General features: G+C 63.2%; 25 protein-coding genes and 1 pseudogene. 11 read left to right on the plus strand and 15 right to left on the minus strand.

Going from position 1 to position 23,828, the window contains the following annotated elements; genetic code table 11:
• Positions 1–99 precede the first annotated feature (99 nt).
• From MHX61_RS03990 to MHX61_RS04000, 3 genes are all read left to right on the plus strand, one after another.
• A complete protein-coding gene (locus MHX61_RS03990; RefSeq protein WP_239192935.1) occupies positions 100–963 on the plus strand; it encodes a MetQ/NlpA family ABC transporter substrate-binding protein in 864 nt (287 codons plus the stop codon).
• Between the two features lie 70 nt (positions 964–1,033).
• Complete coding sequence (locus tag MHX61_RS03995) at positions 1,034–2,071, plus strand: methionine ABC transporter ATP-binding protein (protein WP_239192938.1); 1,038 nt, start codon at positions 1,034–1,036, stop codon at positions 2,069–2,071.
• On the plus strand, positions 2,068–2,748 hold the full coding sequence (locus MHX61_RS04000) for a methionine ABC transporter permease (RefSeq protein WP_239192940.1): 681 nt from the start codon (positions 2,068–2,070) through the stop codon (positions 2,746–2,748). Before MHX61_RS03995 ends, MHX61_RS04000 begins: the two co-directional genes overlap by 4 nt.
• 31 nt (positions 2,749–2,779) lie before the next feature.
• On the opposite strand, the gene MHX61_RS04005 is transcribed toward MHX61_RS04000, so the two are convergent.
• Positions 2,780–3,640, minus strand: coding sequence for a sucrase ferredoxin (locus MHX61_RS04005; RefSeq protein ID WP_239192943.1), 861 nt, complete (start codon positions 3,638–3,640; stop codon positions 2,780–2,782).
• Between the two features lie 110 nt (positions 3,641–3,750).
• On the opposite strand from MHX61_RS04005, the gene MHX61_RS04010 reads away from it, so the two are divergent.
• Complete coding sequence (locus MHX61_RS04010; protein WP_239192946.1) at positions 3,751–4,308, plus strand: hypothetical protein; 558 nt, start codon at positions 3,751–3,753, stop codon at positions 4,306–4,308.
• Here MHX61_RS04010 and MHX61_RS04015 read toward each other — a convergent pair.
• Both MHX61_RS04015 and MHX61_RS04020 read right to left on the minus strand, forming a co-directional pair.
• Positions 4,305–5,828 carry a DNA polymerase Y family protein gene (locus MHX61_RS04015; RefSeq protein WP_239192949.1) on the minus strand — a complete coding sequence of 508 codons (1,524 nt, stop codon included), beginning with the start codon at positions 5,826–5,828 and terminating at the stop codon, positions 4,305–4,307. The two genes, MHX61_RS04010 and MHX61_RS04015, sit on opposite strands and share 4 nt — an antisense overlap.
• Positions 5,825–6,421 carry a hypothetical protein gene (locus MHX61_RS04020; protein WP_239193073.1) on the minus strand — a complete coding sequence of 199 codons (597 nt, stop codon included), beginning with the start codon at positions 6,419–6,421 and terminating at the stop codon, positions 5,825–5,827. Before MHX61_RS04020 ends, MHX61_RS04015 begins: the two co-directional genes overlap by 4 nt.
• A gap of 130 nt (positions 6,422–6,551) precedes the next feature.
• Between MHX61_RS04020 and MHX61_RS04025 the strand changes: the two genes are divergently transcribed.
• Together MHX61_RS04025 and MHX61_RS04030 are read left to right on the plus strand one after the other, a co-directional pair.
• Positions 6,552–6,971 (plus strand): hypothetical protein, encoded by a 420-nt coding sequence (locus tag MHX61_RS04025; protein WP_005322680.1) that lies wholly within the window; start codon positions 6,552–6,554, stop codon positions 6,969–6,971.
• Positions 6,972–7,108: 137 nt separating this feature from the next.
• Positions 7,109–8,146, plus strand: a complete 1,038-nt coding sequence (locus MHX61_RS04030; RefSeq protein WP_204610140.1) for an HNH endonuclease signature motif containing protein — start codon at positions 7,109–7,111, stop codon at positions 8,144–8,146.
• Positions 8,147–8,212: 66 nt separating this feature from the next.
• Here the strand turns inward: MHX61_RS04030 and guaA are convergent, their stop codons facing one another.
• On the minus strand, positions 8,213–9,787 hold the full coding sequence (gene guaA, locus MHX61_RS04035; RefSeq protein ID WP_239192952.1) for a glutamine-hydrolyzing GMP synthase: 1,575 nt from the start codon (positions 9,785–9,787) through the stop codon (positions 8,213–8,215).
• A gap of 33 nt (positions 9,788–9,820) precedes the next feature.
• On the opposite strand from guaA, the gene MHX61_RS04040 reads away from it, so the two are divergent.
• Positions 9,821–10,192 (plus strand): hypothetical protein, encoded by a 372-nt coding sequence (locus MHX61_RS04040; RefSeq protein ID WP_204610142.1) that lies wholly within the window; start codon positions 9,821–9,823, stop codon positions 10,190–10,192.
• A gap of 111 nt (positions 10,193–10,303) precedes the next feature.
• Here MHX61_RS04040 and MHX61_RS04045 read toward each other — a convergent pair whose 3' ends face one another.
• Positions 10,304–11,467, minus strand: a complete 1,164-nt coding sequence (locus tag MHX61_RS04045) for a GuaB3 family IMP dehydrogenase-related protein (protein WP_239192955.1) — start codon at positions 11,465–11,467, stop codon at positions 10,304–10,306.
• A 7-nt stretch (positions 11,468–11,474) separates the two neighbouring features.
• Positions 11,475–12,995: an IMP dehydrogenase gene (gene guaB, locus MHX61_RS04050; RefSeq protein ID WP_239192958.1), complete on the minus strand. Its 1,521-nt coding sequence runs from the start codon at positions 12,993–12,995 to the stop codon at positions 11,475–11,477.
• Positions 12,996–13,113: 118 nt separating this feature from the next.
• Between guaB and MHX61_RS04055 the strand changes: the two genes are divergently transcribed.
• Entirely contained in the window at positions 13,114–13,485 is a 372-nt protein-coding gene (locus tag MHX61_RS04055; RefSeq protein ID WP_005326826.1) for a DUF5319 domain-containing protein, read from the plus strand.
• 3 nt (positions 13,486–13,488) lie between these two features.
• Here the strand turns inward: MHX61_RS04055 and MHX61_RS04060 are convergent, their stop codons facing one another.
• Both MHX61_RS04060 and MHX61_RS04065 read right to left on the minus strand, forming a co-directional pair.
• Positions 13,489–14,244: a hypothetical protein gene (locus MHX61_RS04060; protein WP_204610145.1), complete on the minus strand. Its 756-nt coding sequence runs from the start codon at positions 14,242–14,244 to the stop codon at positions 13,489–13,491.
• Positions 14,245–14,309: 65 nt separating this feature from the next.
• The gene (locus MHX61_RS04065) at positions 14,310–14,882 is read right to left on the minus strand and encodes a sigma-70 family RNA polymerase sigma factor (RefSeq protein ID WP_239192960.1); all 573 of its coding nucleotides are present in this window, start codon (positions 14,880–14,882) and stop codon (positions 14,310–14,312) included.
• A 306-nt stretch (positions 14,883–15,188) separates the two neighbouring features.
• Between MHX61_RS04065 and MHX61_RS04070 the strand changes: the two genes are divergently transcribed.
• A complete protein-coding gene (locus tag MHX61_RS04070) occupies positions 15,189–15,491 on the plus strand; it encodes a WhiB family transcriptional regulator (protein ID WP_005326832.1) in 303 nt (100 codons plus the stop codon).
• A gap of 9 nt (positions 15,492–15,500) precedes the next feature.
• Here the strand turns inward: MHX61_RS04070 and MHX61_RS04075 are convergent.
• From MHX61_RS04075 to MHX61_RS04095, 5 genes and pseudogenes are all read right to left on the minus strand, one after another.
• Positions 15,501–15,826: pseudogene (locus MHX61_RS04075) on the minus strand (hypothetical protein); the annotation flags it as partial.
• Positions 15,827–15,922: 96 nt separating this feature from the next.
• Positions 15,923–17,539 (minus strand): chaperonin GroEL, encoded by a 1,617-nt coding sequence (gene groL / locus MHX61_RS04080; protein ID WP_239192963.1) that lies wholly within the window; start codon positions 17,537–17,539, stop codon positions 15,923–15,925.
• A gap of 8 nt (positions 17,540–17,547) precedes the next feature.
• Entirely contained in the window at positions 17,548–17,841 is a 294-nt protein-coding gene (gene groES / locus MHX61_RS04085; protein WP_204610153.1) for a co-chaperone GroES, read from the minus strand.
• 186 nt (positions 17,842–18,027) lie between these two features.
• Positions 18,028–19,269 (minus strand): FtsX-like permease family protein, encoded by a 1,242-nt coding sequence (locus tag MHX61_RS04090; RefSeq protein ID WP_239192966.1) that lies wholly within the window; start codon positions 19,267–19,269, stop codon positions 18,028–18,030.
• Entirely contained in the window at positions 19,253–19,858 is a 606-nt protein-coding gene (locus MHX61_RS04095; protein WP_179387407.1) for an ABC transporter ATP-binding protein, read from the minus strand. Before MHX61_RS04095 ends, MHX61_RS04090 begins: the two co-directional genes overlap by 17 nt.
• Positions 19,859–19,970: 112 nt before the next feature.
• On the opposite strand from MHX61_RS04095, the gene MHX61_RS04100 reads away from it, so the two are divergent.
• Complete coding sequence (locus tag MHX61_RS04100; protein ID WP_239192969.1) at positions 19,971–21,113, plus strand: sensor histidine kinase; 1,143 nt, start codon at positions 19,971–19,973, stop codon at positions 21,111–21,113.
• Positions 21,110–21,745: a response regulator transcription factor gene (locus MHX61_RS04105; RefSeq protein WP_239192972.1), complete on the plus strand. Its 636-nt coding sequence runs from the start codon at positions 21,110–21,112 to the stop codon at positions 21,743–21,745. Before MHX61_RS04100 ends, MHX61_RS04105 begins: the two co-directional genes overlap by 4 nt.
• Positions 21,746–21,776: 31 nt before the next feature.
• On the opposite strand, the gene MHX61_RS04110 is transcribed toward MHX61_RS04105, so the two are convergent.
• Positions 21,777–23,240, minus strand: coding sequence for a metallophosphoesterase family protein (locus MHX61_RS04110; RefSeq protein ID WP_239192975.1), 1,464 nt, complete (start codon positions 23,238–23,240; stop codon positions 21,777–21,779).
• 121 nt (positions 23,241–23,361) lie between these two features.
• Entirely contained in the window at positions 23,362–23,790 is a 429-nt protein-coding gene (locus MHX61_RS04115; protein WP_005322709.1) for a hypothetical protein, read from the minus strand.
• Positions 23,791–23,828: the final 38 nt, after the last annotated feature.

Genomic DNA, 23,828 nt, shown 5'->3' on the forward strand with positions numbered 1-23,828 from the left:
CCGGTGGAACGTGATGCCCACAATAGACAAAGCGGTTCGCTGATTGCTAAGTTGCTAAACAGACAAATTATTTCAACTCCTACAAGAAGGGGATTCCCCATGCAGATCCGTCGCGTAGTGGCTGCTACCGCCGCCGTAACCATCGCCGCCACCAGCCTGGTGGCATGCTCTTCCGACTCCGATGACTCCAAGACCATCAAAGTCGGCACCACCGATGACGCAAAGAAGGCCTGGGTAGCGTTCGAGCAGGAAGCAAAGAACGCAGGCTATGACATCGATATCCAGCCTTTCGCGGATTACAACACCCCGAACCAGGCTCTGGACCAGGGCGAGCTGGATACCAATAACTTCCAGCACCTGAAGTTCTTGGCGGAGTATAACCACGGCAACGGCACCAACCTGGTGCCTATCGTGGCTACCGAGATCGTGCCGCTGGCACTGTTCTGGAAGGACCACGACTCCCTCGACGGCATCGAGGGCGAAAAGGTCGCCATCCCGAATGACTCCACCAACCAGGCTCGCGCCATCAACGTGCTGGTCCAGGCCGGCCTTCTCACCCTGAAGGACAAGGACAACCTGGAGCCCACCCCGCTAGACATTGATGAAGGGAAGTCCAAGGTCAAGGTCACCCCGGTAGATGCGGCACAGACCACGTCCGCACACGGCGAGGGCACCCCGGCCATTATCAATAACTCCTTCCTGGAGCGCGCCGGCATCGACCCAGCCACCGCCATCTTCCAGGACGACCCAAACTCTGAAGAGGCAGAGCCGTACATCAATGTCTTCGCCGTCCGCGAGGAAGACGCCGATAACGAGGACATCAAGAAGCTCGCCGAGCTATGGCACAGCGACGCCGTCCAGGAGGGCGTCGACGAAGACTCCGCCGGTACCTCCGTCGAGGTGGAGCGCAGCCAGGAGGATCTGCAGAAGATCCTGGATAAGCTCGAAGCAGATCTGGACTAATCACCCTTGCTTTTACCCCGCCGGAGCCCCCGGCGGGGTTTGGCACTTTCCTAGCTAAGGACGCAAACACGTGGCAGATTCCACCTACCGCGGCACCCGCATTGAGTTCCGCGAGATCACCAAGATCTTTAAGCAGAAAAAGGCGCGAATTAAGGCGCTCGACCATGTCTCCATGACCATCGAGCCTGGCGAAATCGTCGGCATCATTGGCTATTCCGGCGCCGGCAAGTCCACCCTCGTGCGCATGATCAACGGTTTGGACACCCCGTCCGCGGGCGAGCTACTGCTTGATGACACCAATATCGTCGGCATGTCCGAGAAGAAGCTGCGCGGCATTCGCCGCAATATTGGCATGATCTTCCAGCAGTTCAACCTGATGAACTCGCGCACCGCGGCGGGCAATATTGAATACCCGCTGCAGCTGCAGGGCGTCGGCAAGCAGGAGCGCGCCCAGCGCGTGCAAGAACTGCTGGACTTCGTCGGCCTGGGAGACAAGGGCAAGAGCTACCCGGAGCAGCTCTCCGGCGGCCAGAAGCAGCGCGTTGGCATTGCCCGTGCGCTGGCCACCAACCCTTCGCTGCTGCTTGCCGACGAAGCCACTTCCGCCCTCGATCCCACCACCACGCAGGAAGTTCTCGACCTGCTGCGCCGAGTCAATAAGGAATTCGGCATCACCATCGTGGTTATTACCCACGAGATGGAAGTCGTTCGCTCCATCGCCGATAAGGTCGCCGTGATGGAAAACGGCCGCGTAGTAGAACAAGGCAGCGTCTACGAGGTCTTCTCCAACCCACAGACCTCCGTGGCCGCCAAGTTCGTGGCCACCTCGCTGCGCAACGAACCCGACGTCGTCGAAACCGACGACCTGCTCGCGCACGAAGGCCGTCTGTTTACCATCAACCTCACCGAGGAATCCGGCTTCTTCACCGCCGCCGCCCGGCTCAAGGAAGCCGGCGTGTCCATCGCCGTCGTGCACGGCGGTATCACCACGTTGCAGCAGCATTCCTTTGGCAAGCTGACCGTGCGGCTTAGCGGCGATAATAACGCCATCGAAGAGTTCTACCGCACGCTTTCTACCACCACCCAGATTGAGGAGATTGCACGATGACCGTCACCAACCTCGCCCAAGCCAACTGGGACCGCCTCGGCCCTTCACTAGCCGAGGCCATCGTCGATACCCTCATCATGGTCTCGACCACCCTCATCATCTCCGGCATCCTCGGCCTTGGCCTGGGCATGCTGCTCTACACCACCCGCACGGGCGGCATCCTGCAAAACAGGTTTGTCTACGTCATTGTTAACCTGCTGGTGAACTTCGTCCGCCCCATCCCGTTCATCATCTTGCTGGCCTTTGCCCAGCCGTTGACCGTCGCCGTAATGGGCGGCTCCATCGGCCGCGGCCCGGCCACCTTCGTCATGGTGATCGCCGCAACCTTCTCCGTGGCCCGCGTGGTGGAGCAAAACCTCGTGGCCATCGATCCCGGTGTTATCGAGGCCGCCCGCTCCATGGGTGCCTCGCCGTGGAAGATCATTACCTCCGTGATCGTCCCGGAGGCCCTCGGCCCACTGATTCTGGGCTACACTTTCCTGTTTATCGCCATCGTGGATATGTCCGCTATGGCCGGCTACGTCGGCGGCGGCGGCTTGGGCGACTTTGCCATCGTCTACGGCTACCGCGCCTTCGAGTGGGAAGTCACCGTCGTGGCCACGCTCATCATCATCGTGCTGGTGCAGGCCGCCCAGTTCTTTGGCAACTGGCTCTCCTCCAAGGTCATGCGCCGCTAGCCCCCGCTTGCCGACGCCGCCTTCGCGCAGCCTACCCCGCGACCAGCTCCACGCCGGTCGCTACGATGGCTTGGCCTTTCTTCGGCGCATCGCCGCACGAGGAGACCACGCCTTCTACCTCGCGCTCCTCGAGCGCCACACGCCAGCGCCGGCCGTCAGTGTGGCTGACCTCGCCGCCGTCGGTGGCGGTGAGCTGGCCGTAGGAGAGGTCCTCGCCGGCGTCGATAAGCGCTCGGGCCACCGCCAACTCCGCCACCTGGCCGCGCGGGCCGAAAATACCGCGCCCGCGATTTACCGGGTAGAAATACTTCCCCTTCGCCGCCGCCGCAATCATCTGCGCGGCGGCTTCTTTATTCATGCGACCAAAGGAATAGGCCCATGGCATGAGCATGACCGACGGCGCGAACCGGTGCCCCTTCGTGTGCGAGGTCTCCCACACCATATCCGGGTAATCCGCCACCAGATCCGCGGCCAGCGGCCGGCCCTTGACCGCACAACACGTATCGCGCTTCGCATGCGTGCACACCAGCACCAGCGGCGTATCCAAAGCGCCGCCCCCATTGCGGCCAGGCCCGGTCAGGTCCAGATCGAGGATCTTCTCCGGGCCCGTCAGCAGCACGAGTTCCATCACGCCCTGTTCGGCCCACACCAGGTAGCAGCGGTGCATCTTGCCCACCTGGCGGCCGTTGCGGCCCGGCCGGCGAATTAGCTGCAGCCCTGCCGCACCCTTCAGCTTGGTCTTGAGCTGCGCTGTGAGCTCCGGCCCAAAGGTATCGCCGTCGAGCACGTCTCGCGACCATCCGCCCGGCCACTCGAGAAGCACATAGACGGATTCCTTCTTCGCCGTGCCTGGCAGCGGCTCTACCTGGATATCTGAACAGAACTCGGTCATATACCTAAGCCTAACCTTTCTGCATTTCAGCTCACACCCTTGGCAACAATTCGGCCACGAAGTACCCCCTCAGCTATACAGTTCACGACTGAAAATATAACCTAGGGGACATGTTGAAAGTCCGTCTCGCCGCAACGCTTCTCGTCACTGCTTCTCTCAGCGGCTGCGCCGCCCAGGAGTCGGACCGCACCACCATGGCTGCGTCCGTGGATAGCTCCCAGCTCAATCCGCTGGGCCAGGCCAATATGGAGATGAAGACCCTCCGGCCGCAGGCGCCCTCCGAACTCACGGTGACCGACGTGCGCATCGGCCAGCACGAGGGCTTTGAGCGCGTCGTCTTCGAGCTCGACGGCGGCGGCGCTCCCGGCTGGTTCGTGGACTTCGCCGACACGCCCACGCAGCAGGGCTCCGGCAAGACCATTGATTACTCCGGCGAGACCGCACTCAATGTCAATATCGACGGCGTGGTCTACCCCTTCGAGGCCGGCAAGGAGGACCCCCGCATCGGCGTGGTGAATGCCCCCACGGAGGGAGTTGTCACCCAAGTGGTCAATGGTGGCACCTACGAAGGCCGCTGCCAATTTGTCATCGGCATGACCTCTCGCAAACCTTATTCCGTGCAGGTTCTCGATAACCCCACCCGCCTCGTGGTCGATATTCGCGATTAATAGGTCGCCTCAACTCGCCAGCGGCCGCCGGACCATACCAAGAGCCAGGCCCGCTGATGCTCTTCGTGCTCGGCTTGCCCCACCGCCTGCAGGCGCGCCACATGCTGCGGGGTATCGGTCCACCACTGCGTATCCACCGGCCACGGCCCGGCCCAGCCCAGCACGCGGAAACGATGCGCACCCCAGCTCAAGGCCACCGGCGCCCCAGACAGGAGGGCCTCGGCGGTGACGAAGACGGGGCGCCCGGCGGCGTCGATAAGCCGAATGCGCGCGGCCGGGTGATTCGGCCCACCGCCCAGCCGCGCGGGCAGGGGCGCGGGAATGCGGCCGGGCCACTCGCCGTCCGGCGGGGCATCGCGCTGCTCGCCATAGGGCACGTACTCGATGCGCTCAGCTACCCCACGGCCGCCCACCGCCCGCGGCTGCAGCACGCGGTCCACCCCCAGCTGCGATTGCACGCGGGCGATCACGCGCTTGACCTGCTCCTGCGATCCTTCCCCGCCCCAGAGGCCAGCGGCGGCTGGGGCGGCAACCTCCACCGGCTCCAACGCTAGGCGGCGAATGGCCGCGCCCTCACCAGTAGCGCGCGTGAGCCAGCCATCGAGCTGCCAGCGCACCCGGTCCGCGGTGGCCTGCTCCGTCAGCGCCTCCTGCGTGCGCCATACCCGCGCCAGCTCCTCACCGGTGCCAAACTCCGCCACCACGCGCAGCCGCAGGCACACCTTGCCGGCCTCTTCCAAGCGGGCATGCAGCCGGGCCGCGAGTTGGCGGGCCGCGAAGGCCGCCGCGTCCACGCGCTCGATGCGCTCTTCCATTTCCACCGCCAGATCCGGGCGCGCCATCTCTGGGGCCACGCGCCTATCCGCACGGGCCTGGGCCAGTTCGTGGGCGCGCCGGCCCGGCTCACCAAACCGGGTAGCTACCTGCTTAAACGGCAGCGCGGCTAAATCACCCAGGCGCCGCACGCCCAGCTTATCCAGCTGTGCGATAAACCCAGCCTCAAAGCCCAAGGCCTCATCGGCCGCCAGCACGCCTATGGGCTGAGTGGCCAAAAACTCCCGCGAGCCGCCCTCCGGCACCACTGCGCCCACACCACGGTGCCGGGCTGCGATAACGGCCGTGGCAATCTCATCGGCAACGCCGAGGGTGGAGTCGAAGCCGGCGTACGAAGAGGCGTCGACAAGCATCTCTAGTGCTTTCTCCCCGTGGTAGCGCAGCGCCGCGCCCGCATCCACAATCGCCAGGCCCGGGCGCAGCACCTCCACCGAAGACGCCACCGCATCTAAGCCGGCCGCAACCTCCGCAAACGCCGCGCCATCCCGGTCCGGATTGGCCTCCACCACTGCGGCCTCAGGGCACAGCGCTTGGGCCTGGCGCAGGCGCATCCCGCGCCGCACGCCCGCCCGGCGCGCCTTCCTATCGCACACCGCCACCGCGTGGTTGCGCGCAATAACCATAGGACCCTGCCCACCGGCGGCCTGGATGGGCCAATCCGGAAACCACACGGCCGCTACCCTCATACGGCCTCCAACCGGCGGCGCTCACCCACCGTGAGCACCCCGCGCGAGGTAGCCTGCTTCGAGGTCACCTCCACGTCCATGTCCACACCGCGAATGCGCCCACTGCCCTTACCGACGCCCCGGTAAGCACTCACCCGCGCCCCTATCCCCACCGCCGTACCCGGCAGCCGGGTTCCTATCGTAAGTACCGCCGCGCGCCCGCCGCGCACCTTCGCCAGCACCGGCCGAGCCTTGGTGGGGCTTACCTCGCCGGGCGGCCCATGGTGGACAACAAGGTCTAGCCCTTCCGCCAATACTCCTGCCACCATCCAGGATTCCAAGCCCGGATCCGGCACGGTTACCACGCGTTCGATAGCACCCTCCTCGGCCACTTGTGCGAGTAGCAAATCCGACCACCCCACCACTCCCACATACCCGCCACGGGCGGTGAGGTGACAGATAAGCTCCACCACCAGTGCCGGACAGTTCGCACAGTGCACCACCTGCCGGCGCGCCAACCCACCTGCGGGAAGCAAGCGCGCCAGACCAGGGAGCGTATCTACCAGCTCTTCTTCCGGGCCACGCTCCATAGCGCGCATGCGGGTACGCAGCATCGCCACACGGTCCGACCTACTTAGCCCGGCCACCGCTTTCTCTAGGCGAACGCTCGTTTGACTCACCCGAATAGTATGAACCCTCACCCGGACACATGCAAGTATATGTTCGAATGGTAGTCTTAGCGGCATGAACTTCAACGCTGCCTACGGCGCCATGCGCGAGCACACCACCCCCATCCCCACTCCGCCATGGGTGCGCTTGGGCTCGTCCATCCTCATCGGTGCGGCCGTGGCACTCTTGGCAAGCCGCGCGCATATCTTTGCCGCACTGGTTGGGGCGCTCGTATGCCTCGTGGCGGCCTTCGTCCTCGTCTTTGCCCACCCCTACCGCCGCGCGATGCGTGCCTATGCTGACAAGCGCAATGTCGCTCTAGTTCCTACCATCGCGCAGCTCGTGCCACTGATGATTCTGTGGCTTATGGTGATGCTCGCGCCCATCGTGGCCCTGCCTGCGTGGGGCGCCGGGCTGGTGTGGCTAGTGGTCTTTGGGCTGAGCTTTTTCGTCTTCCCCCATGTAGATGGCACGCGCCGGCTCGCGTTTGCCTAATCTATACGACACTTTTCGGGGTTATCCACAGCTTTTCCGGCCCATGGCGGGTATGCGGGCCGGGTTATCCACAGAATCGGCCGTAGCGGTTGCGCCGGCCGTGCGCTGGTGTAGGTGCGCGCCGTAGCGTTGCAGGCATGAACGCACTCGAGACCTACCTCACCGCCTTGGGCCCTGGCATGGATATCATCGCCGGGTGCCAAGGCATGTCCGGGTCCGAGCTCATGGACCGCGGCGCGCCCGATGCCATCGCCGCCGATCTGCTGCTTTTGTGCGAAAGCTACTTCGGCCGCACCAAATTTACGCGCCTGCAGCGCCGCGCTATTGCCGACGCCCGCCGCAACACCCACTCCATCGCCACCCTTACCGCCCTAGAACGCATTGTTAACCGCGCGCCCAGCAAAAAGCAGGCCTGGCAGCTGCGCGCGGAATGCTGCGCGATGACCAGCTCAATGAGCCACATCCTTAAACACGCCCGACGGCGCTTGCGCGAAATGAAGGACAACACCGTAGCCCCAGGCGTGCGCACTTACCGACGCCCCAATGACTTCTGGACGCTTGCCATCACCGGAACCTCTAGTTTCATCGCGGATCTCAACGCCGCACTGGCCGCGACCGGAAAGCAATCGCTCGAGGCGGTAGAAAAGATCTTCTTTGACCAAGCTGCGGCCGCGCGGGCAGAAGTGGTGACCAATGCCATCGTGCCGTTAGACAAATTCATCCGCATCCGCGACGGCCGCGGCAATGATATCGAGCTCGATCTGACCAATGGCGCCACCATCACCGGCACCGAATATCTGCGCCGCGTGCTCAACGACGTCGGCTTTGCTGGCGACAAAGAAACCGGCTACGTCACGCTCGTGCACCCCGAAGAAGGTCCAGTCAATCTCTACCGCACGGCGCGCGTGGCCAATGACAAGCAGCGCATTATGGCCGCCGCAGAAAACCCACGCTGCGCCTGGCCGGGCTGCAACCAGCCGGCCGACCTCTCCCAAGTCCACCACCTTAAAGCGTGGAGCAATGGCGGGGAGACGAATATGAAAAACCTGGTCATGTGCTGCGCTTACCATAATGGCGTCAACGACGATGACCCCAACGCCCCACCTCGGCGCGGCCGCCTCGAGCGGGTGGGCGGGCGCATTGTGTGGCGGCCACCGTTTACCCCGCGCGAGTAAACGCCGGCGCCAAAACGAGCGAAAAGGCGCTCAGCACTAGACTGAGCGCCTTCTACGCATGCCGTTTTACTCCCACTCGATGGTTCCCGGTGGCTTGGAGGTGCAGTCCAAGACCACGCGGTTGACGTCCTTCACCTCGTTGGTGATGCGGGTAGAAATCTTCTCCAGCACCTCGTAAGGCAAACGGGTCCAGTCTGCGGTCATGGCGTCTTCCGAGGACACCGGGCGCAGCACAATCGGGTGGCCATAGGTACGGCCATCGCCCTGCACACCAACGGAGCGGACATCGGCCAGCAGTACTACCGGGCACTGCCAAATCTGGTCATCCAGGCCGGCATTGGTCAGCTCGGTGCGAGCAATAAGGTCTGCCTCGCGTAGCGTCTCCAAGCGCTCCTCGGTCACCTCACCGATGATGCGGATACCCAAGCCCGGGCCAGGGAATGGCTGGCGGCTAACGATCTCTTCTGGCAAGCCCAGCTCGCGGCCGACGGCACGTACCTCGTCCTTAAACAGCAGGCGCAGCGGCTCGACCAGCTTGAACTCCACGTCATCTGGCAGACCGCCGACATTGTGGTGAGACTTAATATTCGCCGTGCCATCGCCGCCGCCAGACTCGACAACGTCCGGGTACAGAGTGCCTTGGACGAGGTAGTCGATGGTGGAGCCTGCGGGGGCGTCGTCAAGCACGCCTGCAACCGCGCGCTCAAAGGAACGGATAAACTCCGCGCCGATGGCCTTGCGCTTAGCTTCTGGATCGCTAACTCCTGCCAGCTTTTCCAGGAAGGCAGCGCGCTCATCTGCGGTCACCAGCTTCGCTCCAGTGGAGGCGACAAAGTCCTTCTCCACCTGCTCGCGCTCGCCGGCACGCAGCAGGCCGTGGTCAACGAAGACACAGGTGAGGCGATCGCCAATGGCGCGCTGCACCAGTGCGGCCGCCACAGCGGAATCTACACCGCCGGACAGGCCACAAATAGCGCGGCCTTCCTCGCCCACCTGTGCGCGGACATCCGCGATGAGCTGCTCGGCAATATTATCGGCCGTCCAGTTCTGCTCTAGGCCAGCAACCTCAGTAAGGAAGCGGGTAAGCACCTCCTGGCCGTGCGGCGAGTGCTGTACCTCAGGGTGGTACTGCACGCCGGCCATCTTCTTGTCCAGGCACTCCATCGCTGCAACCGGAGCACCGGCCGACGTGGCCGTAACCTCAAAACCTTCAGGAGCGGCAGATACGGCATCGCCGTGAGACATCCACACCTTGTGGGTAGCCTCCAGGCCTTCGTGAAGTACGCCGCCCTTGACATTCATATCGGTACGGCCGTACTCACGCTCGCCAGTCGACGACACGGTGCCACCAAGCGCATGGTTCATGGCCTGGAAGCCGTAGCAGATGCCGAAGACTGGAATGCCGAGCTCAAGCAGCTCCGGCTTCAGAGCCGGGGCGCCGTCAGCATAGACAGAGGACGGACCGCCCGTCAGAATAAGCGCGGCGGGATCTTTAGCTTTGATTTCCTCCACAGACGCGGAGTTGGGGACAACCTCGGAGTAAATCTTGGCCTCGCGCACGCGGCGGGCAATAAGCTGCGCGTACTGAGCGCCAAAGTCCACAACGAGGACGGGGCGCGGGGTAGTATTTGGCTTAGTCACGCCCCATAGTCTAACCCACTAAACTGATAGCTTATGAAGCGCTTGGCTATTGTGCTCGCCGCGAGCCTGTTGTTGTGCGGTTGTGACGCCACCCCAACTACGGCCGAGGTGGCGTCTGCGCTGGATGAACAAGGCCCGCAACAGGTAACACTTCCGGCCGCGGAAATCTTTGGAAGCGAGTGGGATGAGTGGGTTCCATTGTGCGGCACGCAGCAGGCAGAGCGCGTGGGGCATCCAGAAGTAGCGCAAAATTCGGTGGTTCTACGCGCGAGCGGCGAAGAGAAGGTTGTAGAGCTCAATCCCTCGGGAGTACGCGTGTGCCCAGTCCACAACTCAGGGCAATGGCGGCCAACGACGGACAAGACCACGTGGAGGCGTGAGGGCGGCTGGCAATTGGTTTCCTAAACCACTCTCCTACCTCGCCAACTGGTATCTGTTCGGCGACGAAGGAAGCCCTGAGACAAAGAAACGCGGCTGCGCCAAGAAGGCACAGCCGCGTCAGGACTCTCGCGCGGATTAGTAGCGAACGGCGAGTTCGACCTTCTGGAAGGACTTCAGGTCGGTGTAGCCACACTTGGCCATGGAACGGCGCAGCGCGCCGACCAGGTTGGTGCGGCCAAAGGGCTCGCTGGAGGGACCGTGCAGCACGGTTTCCAGCGACGGGGCGGCCGATTCTTCTGTGGCTTCGGCCGGGGTACCGGTGGTGAGGAAATCGACGTCCAAGTCGGTATCGGCCCCGGAGAACTGAACGAAGCCGCGTGGGAAACGCGGGTGGCCGGCCGTGGCAGGCCAGTACCAGCCCTTGCCGCCGGCCTCGCGGGCCTGGGCAAGCAGTGGGCCGAGAGCAACACCGTCAGCGCCGCAGGCAAAAGCCTTGGCAATATTGCCGGAGTTTTCAAACTCGGTATCGGCGATGATGTGTACATAGCGGCCGCCGGTCTCGTCGAGGTAGTCGCGGCGGGCTGCGGCGGCGTCGGCAATCGCGGTGCCCATGGCCGAGTCGATGCCTACGGTCTCGGCGTTAGTGGTCACGCCTGCGCCAACGATGACGCCGGCCGCACCGGTGCGCATCAGGTGTAGCGCAGTGGTGTAGTCGGTAACTCCGCCGGCGATGACGGGAACGTCAAGGGAGCCAATGAACTCCTTGAGGTTCAGCGGTTCACCGCCGGTAGCCACGTGCTCGGCCGACACCAAGGTGCCCTGGATAAATAGCAATTCTGCACCGGCCGCGATGACCTTTGGGGCCATCTCTCGCGCATTCTGCGGAGAAACGCGCACAGCGACGGTAACTCCGGAGTCGCGGACTTGGGAGATGCGTTCGGTAAGGAGGGCGTCGTCAAGCGGTGCAGCGTGCAATTCTTGGATGATGGAGTTATCGCCCGGCTGCGAGTAAATGCGGGCTAGGGCGCCCTCGAGGTCCTTGTGGCGGCCCCACAGACCCTCAGCATTAATGACGCCCAGGCCGCCCTGCTTGCCCATCTCGATGATGAACTCGGGGGTGGCGAGCGCATCGGTGGGGTGGGACACGAAGGGGATGTCGAAGGTATAGGCGTCGATGTTCCAGGTGGTATCCACGTCCTTGGAGGAACGGGTGCGGCGCTGCGGCACGATGGATAGTTGCTCTAGATCGAAGGTGCGGCGGGCCTCGCGGCCGATGCCAATTTCGGCGTATTCACGCATGATATTCCTAGCGGTAGTTTGGTGCTTCTGCGATTTGCTGCAGGTGGTGCGGGTGGGATTCCTTCAGGCCCGCGGCGGTAATTTGGACGAAGCGCTTGGTCTTTAGCTCGGCCAGGGTGGCGGAGCCGGTATAGCCCATGGAAGCGCGCAGGCCGCCGATAATTTGGTGCACGATGGCATCGATATCGCCACGGAAGGGCACGCGACCCTCGACGCCTTCCGGAACCAGCTTGTCTTCGCTGCGGACATCGGCCTGGAAGTAGCGGTCCTTGGAATAGGAACGCTTCTCACCAGAGAGGCCACGGCCCTGCATGGCGCCCATGGAGCCCATGCCGCGGTAGCGCTTGTACTGCTTGCCCTGGTAGACCACGATATCGCCGGGGGCTTCGGTGGTGCCGGCAAACATGGAGCCCAGCATGACGGTATCGGCGCCGGCCGCCAGGGCCTTAGCGACGTCGCCGGAGTACTGCATGCCACCATCGCCGATAACCGGCACACCGGCCGCGCCAGCTACTGCGGCGGCCTCCATCAGGGCCGTAATCTGCGGCGCGCCCACGCCGGCGACGACGCGGGTGGTGCAAATGGAGCCCGGGCCGATGCCGACCTTGATAGCGTCGGCGCCGGCATCGATCATTGCCTGGGCGGCCTCGCGGGTGGCGAGGTTACCGCCGATGACATCGACCTTGGAGCCGAAATCCTTCTGCACGCGGGAGACCATTTCCAGCACGCGGTTGTTGTGGGCGTGGGCGGAGTCGACGACGAGGGCGTCCACGCCGGCGTCGACAAGCGCGGCGGCGCGCTGGTAGGACTCTTTCCCGGTACCGATGCCGGCCGCAACCAACAGGCGGCCGGCCGAGTCCTTGGACGCGTTAGGGTACTGCTCGGTCTTGACAAAGTCCTTGACGGTAATCAGACCGGTGAGCTTATTGTTCGCATCGACGATGGGCAGCTTTTCCACCTTATTGGCCGAGAGCAGTTCGAGGGCTTCCTTCTTGGATACGCCCTCGCGCGCAACGACGAGAGGCATGGCCGTCATGACCTCGCTGACCTTGCGGTCAAAGTCAGGCTCGAAGCGCATATCGCGGTTGGTGCAAATGCCCACCAGGGTGCCATCCTCGTCTACCACCGGCAGGCCAGAGATGCGGAAGCGGGCGCACAACGCGTCTACTTCCCCGATGGTCATATCCGGGCGGGCAGTGATGGGGTCGGTGACCATGCCGGACTCGGAGCGCTTCACAATCTCTACCTGCTCGGCCTGGTCCTCGGTGGACAGGTTGCGGTGCAGCACGCCGATGCCGCCCTGACGGGCCATGGCAATGGCCATGCGGGCCTCGGTCACGGTATCCATGGCGGCCGAGGCAAGCGGGACGCCGAGGCGGATATTGCGGGTAAATTGCGCGCCGGTATCGACCTCGGAAGGCACGATATTGGATTCGGCGGGCAAAAGGAGCACATCATCAAAGGTCAGGCCGCGCAGGGCTACCTTGTTCGGGTCATCTCCACCAGTATGAATACGGTTCTCGCTCATCGAGGTCTCTCCTTACAGGTTTAGCGGCTAACCCAACTGTAGTGCGTTGCCGGCCGACGACACCATTTGGGCAGGGGGTAAATTGCCTCGGGAGGGTAAGTTCAATAGGCTCGCAGGCGTGAACTTCTTCGCCAATATGCCCCGCGATCCTTTCGCCGATGATCCGAATGACCCCGCCTCCTTCCTGGAGGAGGACGAGCAGGTCATGCCGCTTACCGACGACGACCGGATCGCCATCATTCACGACCTCGCGCTGGTGCAGAAATTTGCGTCCATCCTCGGCCCGCGCGGCATCGACGGCATCTTCTTCTTGTGCGAGGATTGCCAGGAAAACCACTTTTATGAGTGGGACATTATGGCCGCCAATATGCGCGCCACCCTTGAAGGCGAGCTAGCACCGGTGCATGAGCCAGGAGCCGAGCCAGATCCCTCCCGCTACGTGCCTTGGGACTACGCCTTGGGTTACTTGGATGGCCTAGAGGGCCGCTAGCTTCTACTGCTGCTGGCCCAACTCGATGGTGGTCGTCGGCGCGTCCTCAACGTTGGGGTTGGGCTGCGGGTTTGGCTGTCCTTGTTCCGTGACCACCACGGTTTCGGTGGCGTATTGAGTTTCGGTCACGGTGACCTGCTCCGGCTGCTGTTCCGGTTGCGAAGCCTCTTCCGCAACGGTTTCGGTGGTGGTCTCCGTCACGGTGTGCGGGGTGGGCTTCGGTTGCGCAGAGCGCTTTTGTTCCGCCTCGCGGTTGGCGGCGATGGCCTTTTCTTCTTTGCCTTCGGCCTCATCCAGCTTGGCGCGGGCGTCCTTCATCAGTTCGCGAGCGCCTTCAATATCGCCTTCGGCCGCGCGAGATTCCATCTCTTCCAACGTGCCGGCCAGCTCCACGTTGCGGGTCTTATCGCCCTTATCAAGGGTTCCGGCGTGCAACATCGCACCACCGGCTCCAGCGATAACTAGGGTTGCGGCCGCCGCACCGATGAGTCCATGTACGAACGGGCCGCCGCGGCGGCGCTTGCGGGCCTGGCCTAGGTCGATGACCTCAGGCTCAGCGTCGGCGCCTTCTACCAGCGGGGCTGGAGGCATCTGCTTATCGACGTCCCCCTTTAACTCCAGCAGCAGCTCCGCCAGGTCGTCCTGGCTGTCGGAAGGGTTAGTCCCCTTCGAAAGCTCGGTGAGGAATGCATCATCATCTACCAAGGGCTGGAGCTGGTCTGCAAGGCCGTCATTATCGCCGTGATGCTTCGGTGCCATGATGGTGTCTCTCCCCCTTCCTTTCTGATATGAAATATCTGCTGTAAGAGTCGGCCGCTAGGCCCTTAGCGCGCAGTTTCCTGGGCGGCTTGGAGGGTCTTTCGCAATTGAGCGAGTGCTCGGTGTTGTGCGACACGAACCGCACCTGGGGTGGAACCCACAATTTCCGCGGTTTCTTCTGCCGACAAACCGTTGAACACGCGCAGAATAACGATGTTTTTCGCCTTGTCACTTAACGTATCGAGCAAGGCGCGCATTCTGTTACTACCGTCGGCCTCCAATGCCCACTCTTCAGGGGTGGCGTCACGCGCGGAGTCTTCTGGAATTTCTTCGGTAGGGGTGGACTTATCGCGCCCCATGGCGCGGTGGGCATCGGTGACCTTGTTGAACGCAATGCCGTAGACATAGGCCATAAACGGACGGCCCTTGTCCTCGTAGGAGCCAATAGAGGTGGCCACTGCAAGACAGATCTCTTGGGCTACATCCTCCGCGGTGGGTTGACGGCCGCCACCGATGCGGGCGCGGCAGTAGCGCAGCACCTGCGGGTGAATGATCCGCAGGACTTTTTGCAGCGCTCGACGGCTGCCGTCGACGGCATGCGGGACGAGATCCGCTAGCTCCTGTTCCTTATCACTCACGTATGCACCCTCTGACATGTTTTAAACCGGTAACTAACCATATTGGCACACGGGAAGATTATGCAAAGGCAACGCGCGGCCCCAGCGCGTGCGCAACGCGAGCGGAAGAAAATTCACAAACCGTTAACCTTTGTCGTTTCCGCTGGTAAACCGTGGTGCTGAAGGGTCGATCAAGGGAAAAATACCTAAAAGTCAAAAATAGGTAACCCATCGTTAACCCACGCGCGAAACACTACGTGAGGTTGCTTTCCGTAACACTGCGGAAGCAACACAAGAATTCTCGCCCTTACAAAGGAGCTAAGTAACGTGTCTCAGCCTCATTTGCTTCCCGGTCCCACCGCTGACCTGTGGGATTGGCAGCTACAAGGCGCCTGCCGCGGAGAAAACTCGGACGTGTTTTATCACCCAGATGGCGAGCGTGGCCGTGCCCGCGCCCAGCGCGAGAACCGCGCCAAGGCCATCTGCAATTCCTGCCCGGTCATTGATTTGTGCCGCGAGCATGCTCTGCAATCCGCCGAGCCTTACGGCGTCTGGGGCGGAATGAGCGAATCCGAGCGCGTCGTTGCGCTGCGCCAGCGCCGCCGCGCCGCCGCGCCGGTCAACGCTTAAGGCAGAAGGTTAGGGGGAGACGAGGGCGTCGGCAAGAAAGCGCCCCGTCACCGAGTCTTGCTGCTCGGCTAGGTCGGCCGGGGTGCCGCTAAAGACCAGCTGGCCGCCGGCCGAACCGGCGCCGGGGCCCAAGTCGATGGCGTGATCCGCATGCGCGAGAACGGCCAGATTGTGGTCGATGCAGACGACGGTGTGGCCGGAGTCCACCCGCTCATCACGCCCTGCTCCACGTAGACCGCACCCACACCGCTGCGCTTGGGGCAGGCACCCTCGGAATGCGCGGAAAAGAGTGCGGGTTTGACGCCATTGGCCTTGGCGAAGGCCTTGCGAATGGGGCCGGTATCAGCGGTGACCTTGATGTATTCCACGGCCCTAGCTAGGTACAACAAAACCCGCCACGCGGGAAGCGGGGCGGGCGATGTTGGGAAGGTTTAGTGCTGGTGGCCGTGACCGGCGTCAGCAGGCTGCTCTTCCTGTGGCTTTTCCACCACGGAGGCCTCGGTGGTAAGAACCATGCGGGCCACGGAGGTGGCGTTGACCACGGCGGAGTGGGTGACCTTGACTGGGTCGATGATGCCGTTATCGATGAGGTTGCCGTACTCGAGGGTATTGGCGTTGAAGCCCTCACCGTTGGACATCTCGGCAACGCGGGAGACAACGACGGCGCCGTCGAGGCCAGCGTTTTCGGCGATCCAGAACGCCGGGCGGGTCAGGGCGCGGGCGACGGCGAGAACGCCGACCTTAGCCTCGCCCTCGAAGCCCTCGGCGAAGGACTCGAGTTCCTTGGAAATCTGGACCAGCACGGAGCCGCCGCCGGCGATGACACCCTCTTCGACGGCCGCGCGGGCCGCGTTGATGGCGTCTTCAACACGCAGCTTGCGCTCGTTTACCTCGGTCTCGGTAGCGGCGCCGACGCGGATAACGGCCACGCCGCCGGAGAGCTTAGCCAGGCGCTCCTCGAGCTTTTCCTTATCCCAGGTGGAATCGGTGCGCTCGATCTCGCGACGGATCTGCTCGCGGCGTTCCTCTACTGCCTCAGCGGTGCCGCCGCCATCGACGATGACGGTGTCATCCTTGGTGATGGTCACGCGGCGAGCGGAACCGAGCACGTCGAGGCCAGCCTCGTTGAGGTTGACGCCCACCTCTGGGTCGATGACGGTGGCACCGGTAACGACGGCCAGGTCATCCATGAATCCCTTGCGGCGCTCGCCAAAGTACGGGGCCTTAACGGCAGCGACCTTGAGCACCTTGCGGATGGAGTTGACGACGAGCGCCTGCAGCGGCTCGCCCTCGACGTCTTCCGCAATGATGAGGGTCGGGCGGTTGGTCTCGGCGATCTTCTCCAGCAGCGGCAGGAAGTCCGGCAGGGAGGAGATCTTGTTGCGGACGAGCAATACTGCGGCGTCGTCCAGCACGGCGTGGTAGGTCTCTTCTTCCGTAGCGAAGTACGGGGAAAGGTAGCCCTTATCAAAGGAAATGCCTTCGGTGACATCGACGGCGGAGTCGATAGTTTGGGATTCCTCGACGGTGACAACGCCGTCCTTGCCCACCTTGTCCATGGCACCGGCAACCATCTCGCCGACCTCCGGGTCGCGGGAGGAGACGGTAGCTACCTGCGCGATTTCAGAGGAGGAGTTGACCGCGGTGGCGCGGGCCTTGAGCTCCTCGACGGCCTTTTCGGCCGCTGCTGCGATGCCGCGGTTAAGCTCGACTGGGTTGGCGCCGGCCGCGACGTTGCGCAGGCCTTCGAAGATGAGCGCCTGGGCCAGCAAGGTAGCGGTGGTGGTGCCGTCACCTGCGGTGTCATTAGTCTTGACAGCAACGGACTTGACCAGCTGCGCGCCGAGGTTTTCGAAGGGCTCCTCGATGTCGATATCGCGGGCGATGGTCACGCCGTCATTGGTGACGGTGGGGCCACCGAAGGCCTTGGACAGCACGACGTTGCGGCCGCGCGGGCCGAGGGTGACCTTGACGGCATCAGCCAGCGTATCGACGCCGCGCTGGATTCCCTCGCGGGCTTCTTGGTCGAATGCAATGAGCTTTGCCATAAGTGGGCCTACTTCTCGATGACGGCGAGCAGGTCACGGGAGGACAGCAGCAGGTACTCCTCGCCGTTGTACTTCAGCTCGGTGCCGCCGTACTTGGAAAAGACCACGGTATCGCCTTCGTTGACGCCTACCGGGGTGGCCTCGCCCTTGTCGTTGGTGCGGCCTGGGCCTACTGCAACGACGGTGGCTTCCTGTGGCTTTTCCTTGGCAGAATCTGGGATGACCAGGCCGGAAGCGGTGGTGGTTTCAGCTTCTACGATCTGTACGAGGACGCGGTCCTCGAGAGGCTTGATGTTTGCCATGATGTTTCCTCCGTAGTGTTCGTATGCGCACCGGTATGGCGCGCGCGTGCCGGTTGTGGATGTCCAGCACAGCCGTCGTCGCGGGTGAACAACTGTGGGTCAAACAACCTGATTAGCACTCTACCCTCGTGACTGCTAACCCTCAACAATGGCTCGGCCCACATTTTTACGCCCTCAGCGATCCCCTCAGCGCTCCCGTTGCCCGGCGCGCACGAATCCGGCAAGCGCCAGCTTGACGACGCCCAGTGCGATAAACATGGCACCAAAGATTACGGCGAAGGACGGCCACCACAACTCCTCTATCAGCGTTCGGCCGAAGGAAGCCTGCGGGGTGAGCAGGTGGTGGAGTGGGAGGAGCGTCGCCAAGCACAGCGCCCAGACCACGCCGGCCGCGGTCAGGGTGAGGCACGCCGCCTCCCCCACTTGCACGCGGGCCCAGGCCGAGGGGGTGGCGCCGGCTAGGGTAAGGCCGCGGATATCGGCCGCGATGCGCCCGTGCATCAGCAGCGAGGTAAGCACAGCGCCCACGATGCTGGGAGCAAAGACAGGCCCTAAAAGGGCGACGAAGACCTGCCACGAGGACAAGGTGCCGCCGGCGCCTGCGTCGTTTGCAAAGCGCAGGCCCGAGCCGACGGCGACAATAAAGCCGCCGATGAGCACCCACGGCACGATGTGTGGGGTGGAAAAGTACCGACGCACGCGCACGTTGGCCCCAGCGATACCGGCCGGACGGGTCCATTGGTCGATACCGGGCATGAGCCAAGGTAAGACGAGAGCGACGAGGATGACCAAGCCCATCTCGGCCGAGAGCAGGTCTCCAGGGTCATCAATCTGCAGGCACCCGTATGTTGTGCCGCCAATGGCCGCGGCTGCAAGCAGGAATTTCACCGTGAGCCACGCCGGGTGTGCGGCGGCGCGCGGCCGGAATACGCGGCGCAGCGGAGGCAGCGCACCGACTAGCGCCGCGGACGTGCAGACGGCTACCGCAATGACTACGACCTGGCCGGTGATGTCAATGTCCGGCATGGGGATGCCATCGCTGCGCAGGGCGCGCACGCACGGGGCAAGCAGCGGGCGGGCAGGCAGCACGCCGAGTAGCCCGGCGGCCGCGCTGACCACTGCGACTTGGCCCAGGATGAAAGCGAGGATCATCCCCCCGGGCATGCCCACCATGCGCCAAGAGCGGTAGATAGGCTCGCGCTCGGCAATGATAAGGCGCATCTGCGATAGCGTCACCAATACCACCACGCACAGGGCCATGCCCAGCACCGTGCCACCCAGCGGGCCGGCGGGGTCTCCTTCGGTTCCAGAGGAAGCCACCAGCATAGCTAGCGCCAGGGTGCAAGAACCAGAGGACACCACCAAGGTCAGCGCCACGGCCAGCCACGATAGCCAATTGGACTGTAAGTCCTTAAGCCACACCAGCATGGGCCACCTCCTCTAAGGAAATGATCCGGTCGGCCGCCTCAGCGGCGAGGTGAGAGTGAGTCACCATGACCACACTGGCGCCATCGCGGGCGGCGGCGCGCAGGTGGGAAAGGACGGTGGTTGCGGTGGCGTCGTCAAGCGCGCCCGTAGGCTCGTCGGCGAAGATATAGGGCGCCTGGGCCAGCAGTGCCCGGGCGACGGCCACGCGTTGCTGCTGCCCGCCGGAAAGCTGCGCGGGCAGGCGGCGCTCCAACCCGCTAAGGCCGAGCGAGTCAAAGACCTCCGCCACCTGGCCGCGTGCAGGGCGCCGGCCGGAAAAGCGCGCGGTCAAGGTGGCATTGCGCTGCGCGTTGAGGGATTCCAGCAGGTTATAGTCCTGAAACACAAAGGCTCGCTGCTTGCGCCCCGGCGCATTGACTCGGCCGGAGGTGGGCTTATCGAGCCCGGATAACAGGTTCAGCAGCGTGGTTTTCCCGCTGCCGGAAGGCCCCATGATGGCGACGAATTCGCCTGGGGCGATGGACACATTCACGCGATTGAGCACGGTGCGGCGGCCGTAGCGCTTGCTGAGGTTATCTGCTTTTAACATGCCTTTGATTCCACTCGGCCGCGCAGAAGAAAGACATGGAGTGGGCCGCCCAGAAAATGGTAGAGCTAGCTCTACTGCCCCACCCTGGGTAAGGCGGCTAGGCTCATGGGTTATGCGAACCCTCAAAGCCTGCGCGTGGAGCCTCGTCCTCGGCGCGCTATTTATCCCGGCGTTGGTGGTTTCGGTGCTGATGCTGCCGTGGATTCCCCTGGTGGGACGCGCCGCGGAATTTGTCGGCCGGTTGGGTGCGCGGTGGATGGGCGTGGAGATCCCACCTCGGCGCGCAGGCCGGTGGTTTGATTGGCAGCAGTTTTATCACCTTATTGTGCAGCTATTGATTTCGGCTGCCTGCTTTGCCGCGTGGACTGCCGTGGGGTTTACGGCGGGCGTGCTGGTCATTGCGCCATTCGTGCCAAATACCGAATTCTCCTTTGGCGAGTGGTCCACCACCAACCGGCCGCTCATTTTCTTCACCTGCTGGCTCACCGCGGCGCTGCTGGTGGCTTTATTGGTGGGCCTTAACCGCCTCTTGGTCTTGGCGTCTACCTCGCTGACCCGGCTGGCGTTGAGCCCCTCGGCCGAGGAATTGGCGGCCTCGCGCGCCACGCTTATCGATGCCTTCTCCGGCGAGCGCCGCCGCATCGAGCGCGAGCTGCACGATGGCCCGCAGCAGTACCTCACTGCGCTCAAGCTCAACTTGGCCGCGGCGAAATTGCAGGCCCCTCCTGAGGCGCAACCGGCCTTGGCCGATGCGGAACATAATGCCTCATTGGCCTTGGCCTCCCTGCGGGCGACGGTGCGTGGCATTGCCCCGCAGGTGCTTTTCGACGCCGGACTTATCCCCGCCCTCGACGAACTACTCGCCCACTCCGGACTGGAGACCGAACTACACGTCGAAGGCGCCGAGCGCTCAGTGGATGAAACCACTGCCCTGCTGGCTTACCACGCGGTGGCCGAGGCGCTTACCAATGCTTCCAAGCATGGCGCGGCCACCCAGGCGACGGTAACGGTTGCTTTCGGGCAGACGTTGCGCCTAGACATCGTTGATAATGGCACCGGACCCTGCCCCGGCCCCGGAGCTGACCTCGGTCCCACGGCCAAGGAGCCAGCTGAGACGGGCACCGGTCTCGCCGGGCTGCGCGAACGCGCCGCCGCACTGGGCGGCACGGTGAGCTTTACCGCGGCTCATGACGCGGCTGCGGGTGAACGCGGTGGCCGGCTGCAGGTCGAATTACCGCTGAAGGAGGCGGAATGAAACTACTACTGGCGGAAGACTCCGCGCTGCTGCGCGCGGGGCTCGAGCAGCTACTCAGCGCTTTGGGGCATAGCGTTACGGTGGCCACGGATGCCGAAGAACTGCGCGCTATTGCCGGGCAGGAAGATTTTGACCTGATTATCAGCGATGTGCGCATGCCACCGACCATGACCGACGATGGTCTGCGCGCCGTGCATGACCTGCGTGCCGCCAATCCCACCCAGCCGGTGGTGGTGCTGAGCCAATACGTAGCGGCAAGCTACCTCGACCAGCTCTTGGAGCACGGCGGCTTTGGCTACCTGCTCAAGGAGCGCGTTTCTGATGTGGAAGAATTCGTGCGCACACTAGACGAGGTCGCCCGCGGCGGCACCGTGGTGGACCCAGAGGTCGTAACTGCGCTGCTGTCGGCGCGGCGTACTGGTTTAGCCCAGCTCACCGCCCGCGAGCGGGAGGTGCTGGGGCTTATGGCCCAAGGATTGAGCAATAAAGAAATTGAAGACACGCTCGTTCTTACCGCAGGAGCGGTAAGCAAGCATGTCTCCAATGTGTTCATGAAGCTCGGGTTCCGGCCCGAGGACGCCAACCGGCGGGTCAAGGCCGTATTGGCGTGGCTGCGCCATACGGAGCGCTAGCCACACCCGCCACACCCAGGCGCGATGCTAGTTACTTCTTCGAGCTGAGCCCGCCGAAAATATCGCTGGAACTCAGGGAGCTGCCGCCCTCCGGATCCTTGGGCACCTCTGGGGTGTCTGGGTCGGTGAAGTCGGTGGAGTCTGCGGGGTCGGTGGCGTCGTCGGCAGGCGCAGCCCCGCGGTCCTTCTTCTTGAGGGAAACCTTGTCCACCAGGGTGTTATCGCCTTCGTTGAAGGTGGTGAAGGTGAGCTTGTCATCGGAGACGTCCACGCGCATGTAGTCCTCGGTGTAGTCCTGGCGCCACATGGCGGTGGATTCGTGGGCAAGCTTTGGATCGATGGTCTCCATGCGCGCGCCCTTGTGCTTTTTGTTATTCACGTCGGTGAAGTCGTAGTACTTGCCGCCGCCCGCGGTGGTGGTGGTCAGGTACAGCGCCTCGCCATCCTTGGGCTCGAGAACGTCGCCGCGCTGCGGTTTTTCTTCCGGCAGGACCGGCTTATTATTCTTCATCAAGTGGCTGCGGGTGTAGATGTGGTCGTGGCCGGAGAGCACGGCATCGACATTGAGTTCAGACAGCACCGGGGTGAGCTTCTCGCGCAGGTTGGTGACGTCCTTATCAAAGTGATGCGAGCCCTGGGAGTACGGGCCGTGGTGCATGCCGACGACGATCCAGTCATTATCCGCGCCGCGGGATTCGATGGCCTCGCGCAGGAACTGCTCGTGGCGGGCGATATCGGCGTCGGAAGAAGCATTGGAGTCCAAGCCGATGAAGAGTACGTTATTGCGCTCGAAGTAGTGGTCGCGGATATCGTCCGCCTGGTGCGGGTTGGAGAAGTGCTCATCATGATGCTTCATGGTGAGGTTATAGGTCTCGTGGTTGCCCGGGACCGTGTTGGTGGGGATGTGACGGATCTCCGGGGCGGAGAAGTACGCATCGTACTGCGGTACCTGCGCACCCCAACCCTCCACCTGGTCACCCAGGGACCAGATCATGCTGGCATTCGGCACGTGGGAGGCCGCGTGGCCGATGGTCTTGCGCCACTGTTCAGCCTGGTCATCCACCTTGAGGTCCACGCCGATCTGCGGGTCAGCGACGGTAAGGAAGGACCAGTCATCGCCATTGGAGCCAGTGTTGAAGGTCTCTGGTTCGGACCAGCCGCCTTCTTCGGAGCCGACGCGGTAGGAGTACTCGGTATCCGGCTGCAGGTTGGTAGCGGTGGCGAACTGGGACTTGTACAGCAATGCGCCATAATCGCGCTCGTCGGCCTGGAAGGTGGTGGTGCCTTCTGGGCCTGTGACCTCGAGGACCTCGTCTGCCTTGGACTTCGTGCGCCAAGTGACCATGACCTGGGATTCATCCTCGCCCGGCTGCAGAATGGTGCGGTAGATGGGAGCATCAGCGGCCAGCGCTGGGGTGGCGGGCACGAGGGCGGTGGCGCCACCCACGGCGAGGGCGGTAACGAAGGAGGCGACGAAGCGCGATGAACGGAGCATACAGTTTTCACCTTTTGAGTCTTAGAAGAAGCGGTACGGCTCCCTAGAACACCATAAGAATGTGAACACCGTACTACGGGCGTGCGAAAAGCGCTTGAACCCTTCCTGTGAGAGGCGGGGTTTAGAGGCTCTTATCGGAATTGATAACGGCCGCGCGCCAGAGGGTGTATTCCTCCGGGTTGTCTTCGCGGTAGTTCTTGACGGCGCGAATGCCCTGTTCCACGGACTCGATGACGGCATCGATGGTGGTATCTTCGCCCTCGGCGTCAACGAAAATGACCGGGCCGCAGATGGAGCGGATGGGGTCCTGCAGGAAGGCGGCATTGCCGGTGGCAGCCGCGTTGCGCGCCAGGGAGGCTACCGGGTTCGGCTCGGCGCCTTCGGCCTTGGCTTCGGGATTGTAGAGCGCGGCGTAGGTGGTGCCGTCTTCCTGGAAAACAACGGAGACGCGGTCCTCGGTGGTGCCGCCCAAGAACTGGTTGGCGTGCTCCAGCTCGAATTCGAGCTTGCGGCGGGTGAGATCAGGGTTGACAAGGAAACCGACGGTCATGAGAGAAAGCTCCTTCAGAAAGCCAAGAGGGCATGAAC

This window comes from Corynebacterium sp. ACRPF (assembly GCF_022347395.1).
GTDB classification, from domain to species: Bacteria; Actinomycetota; Actinomycetes; order Mycobacteriales; family Mycobacteriaceae; genus Corynebacterium; species Corynebacterium tuberculostearicum_D.

Excerpts from the sequence above, each read along its gene's own strand:
- MHX61_RS04100 (WP_239192969.1), top strand. The coding sequence starts at position 19,971 with ATGCGAACCCTCAAAGCCTGCGCGTGGAGCCTCGTCCTCGGCGCGCTA.
- MHX61_RS04060 (WP_204610145.1), bottom strand. The coding sequence starts at position 14,244 with ATGGCACCGAAGCATCACGGCGATAATGACGGCCTTGCAGACCAGCTC.
- MHX61_RS04015 (WP_239192949.1), bottom strand. The coding sequence starts at position 5,828 with ATGAGGGTAGCGGCCGTGTGGTTTCCGGATTGGCCCATCCAGGCCGCC.
- MHX61_RS04105 (WP_239192972.1), top strand. The coding sequence starts at position 21,110 with ATGAAACTACTACTGGCGGAAGACTCCGCGCTGCTGCGCGCGGGGCTC.
- MHX61_RS04040 (WP_204610142.1), top strand. The coding sequence starts at position 9,821 with ATGAAGCGCTTGGCTATTGTGCTCGCCGCGAGCCTGTTGTTGTGCGGT.
- MHX61_RS04020 (WP_239193073.1), bottom strand. The coding sequence starts at position 6,421 with ATGCTGCGTACCCGCATGCGCGCTATGGAGCGTGGCCCGGAAGAAGAG.
- MHX61_RS04010 (WP_239192946.1), top strand. The coding sequence starts at position 3,751 with ATGTTGAAAGTCCGTCTCGCCGCAACGCTTCTCGTCACTGCTTCTCTC.
- MHX61_RS04090 (WP_239192966.1), bottom strand. The coding sequence starts at position 19,269 with ATGCTGGTGTGGCTTAAGGACTTACAGTCCAATTGGCTATCGTGGCTG.
- MHX61_RS03990 (WP_239192935.1), top strand. The coding sequence starts at position 100 with ATGCAGATCCGTCGCGTAGTGGCTGCTACCGCCGCCGTAACCATCGCC.
- MHX61_RS04110 (WP_239192975.1), bottom strand. The coding sequence starts at position 23,240 with ATGCTCCGTTCATCGCGCTTCGTCGCCTCCTTCGTTACCGCCCTCGCC.
- MHX61_RS04000 (WP_239192940.1), top strand. The coding sequence starts at position 2,068 with ATGACCGTCACCAACCTCGCCCAAGCCAACTGGGACCGCCTCGGCCCT.
- guaB (WP_239192958.1), bottom strand. The coding sequence starts at position 12,995 with ATGAGCGAGAACCGTATTCATACTGGTGGAGATGACCCGAACAAGGTA.
- MHX61_RS04095 (WP_179387407.1), bottom strand. The coding sequence starts at position 19,858 with ATGTTAAAAGCAGATAACCTCAGCAAGCGCTACGGCCGCCGCACCGTG.
- MHX61_RS04025 (WP_005322680.1), top strand. The coding sequence starts at position 6,552 with ATGAACTTCAACGCTGCCTACGGCGCCATGCGCGAGCACACCACCCCC.
- MHX61_RS04030 (WP_204610140.1), top strand. The coding sequence starts at position 7,109 with ATGAACGCACTCGAGACCTACCTCACCGCCTTGGGCCCTGGCATGGAT.
- MHX61_RS04115 (WP_005322709.1), bottom strand. The coding sequence starts at position 23,790 with ATGACCGTCGGTTTCCTTGTCAACCCTGATCTCACCCGCCGCAAGCTC.
- MHX61_RS04005 (WP_239192943.1), bottom strand. The coding sequence starts at position 3,640 with ATGACCGAGTTCTGTTCAGATATCCAGGTAGAGCCGCTGCCAGGCACG.
- groL (WP_239192963.1), bottom strand. The coding sequence starts at position 17,539 with ATGGCAAAGCTCATTGCATTCGACCAAGAAGCCCGCGAGGGAATCCAG.
- groES (WP_204610153.1), bottom strand. The coding sequence starts at position 17,841 with ATGGCAAACATCAAGCCTCTCGAGGACCGCGTCCTCGTACAGATCGTA.
- MHX61_RS04045 (WP_239192955.1), bottom strand. The coding sequence starts at position 11,467 with ATGCGTGAATACGCCGAAATTGGCATCGGCCGCGAGGCCCGCCGCACC.